Here is a 277-nt window from a genome sequence, read left to right on the forward strand (position 1 = left end):
AGGAGATCGCCGGCCCTCTCGGCATTCTGGAAAATGATTTTTGTGTCCGTCTCTGCGTTGTAGACCGAGGCGATATTGTCCTTGTCGCCCATCCGCCAGCCCTGCGAGACGAGGATTCGGCGAAGGTGAGCCGTTCCCTCGCTCCAAGCATTGAAGCCGGCCGTGGTTATCGGGTGAAAGGGCGTCGCGTTGCGACGTGCGCCGACAGCTGCGCGGATGACCTCGAGCAAGATGGCCTTGCTAAGGCCAAGCTGCTCCAAGCGCGGGGCGACTTCGT

1 protein-coding gene is annotated in these 277 nt (G+C 61.4%); it reads right to left on the reverse strand.

Going from position 1 to position 277, the window contains the following annotated elements:
* Positions 1–277: hypothetical protein (locus KZZ04_RS19090; RefSeq protein ID WP_219423830.1), on the reverse strand; the 277-nt coding region annotated here is incomplete at both ends.

It is taken from the genome of Pseudoalteromonas sp. CR1, from assembly GCF_019392235.1.
Taxonomy (GTDB): domain Bacteria; phylum Pseudomonadota; class Gammaproteobacteria; order Enterobacterales; family Alteromonadaceae; genus Pseudoalteromonas.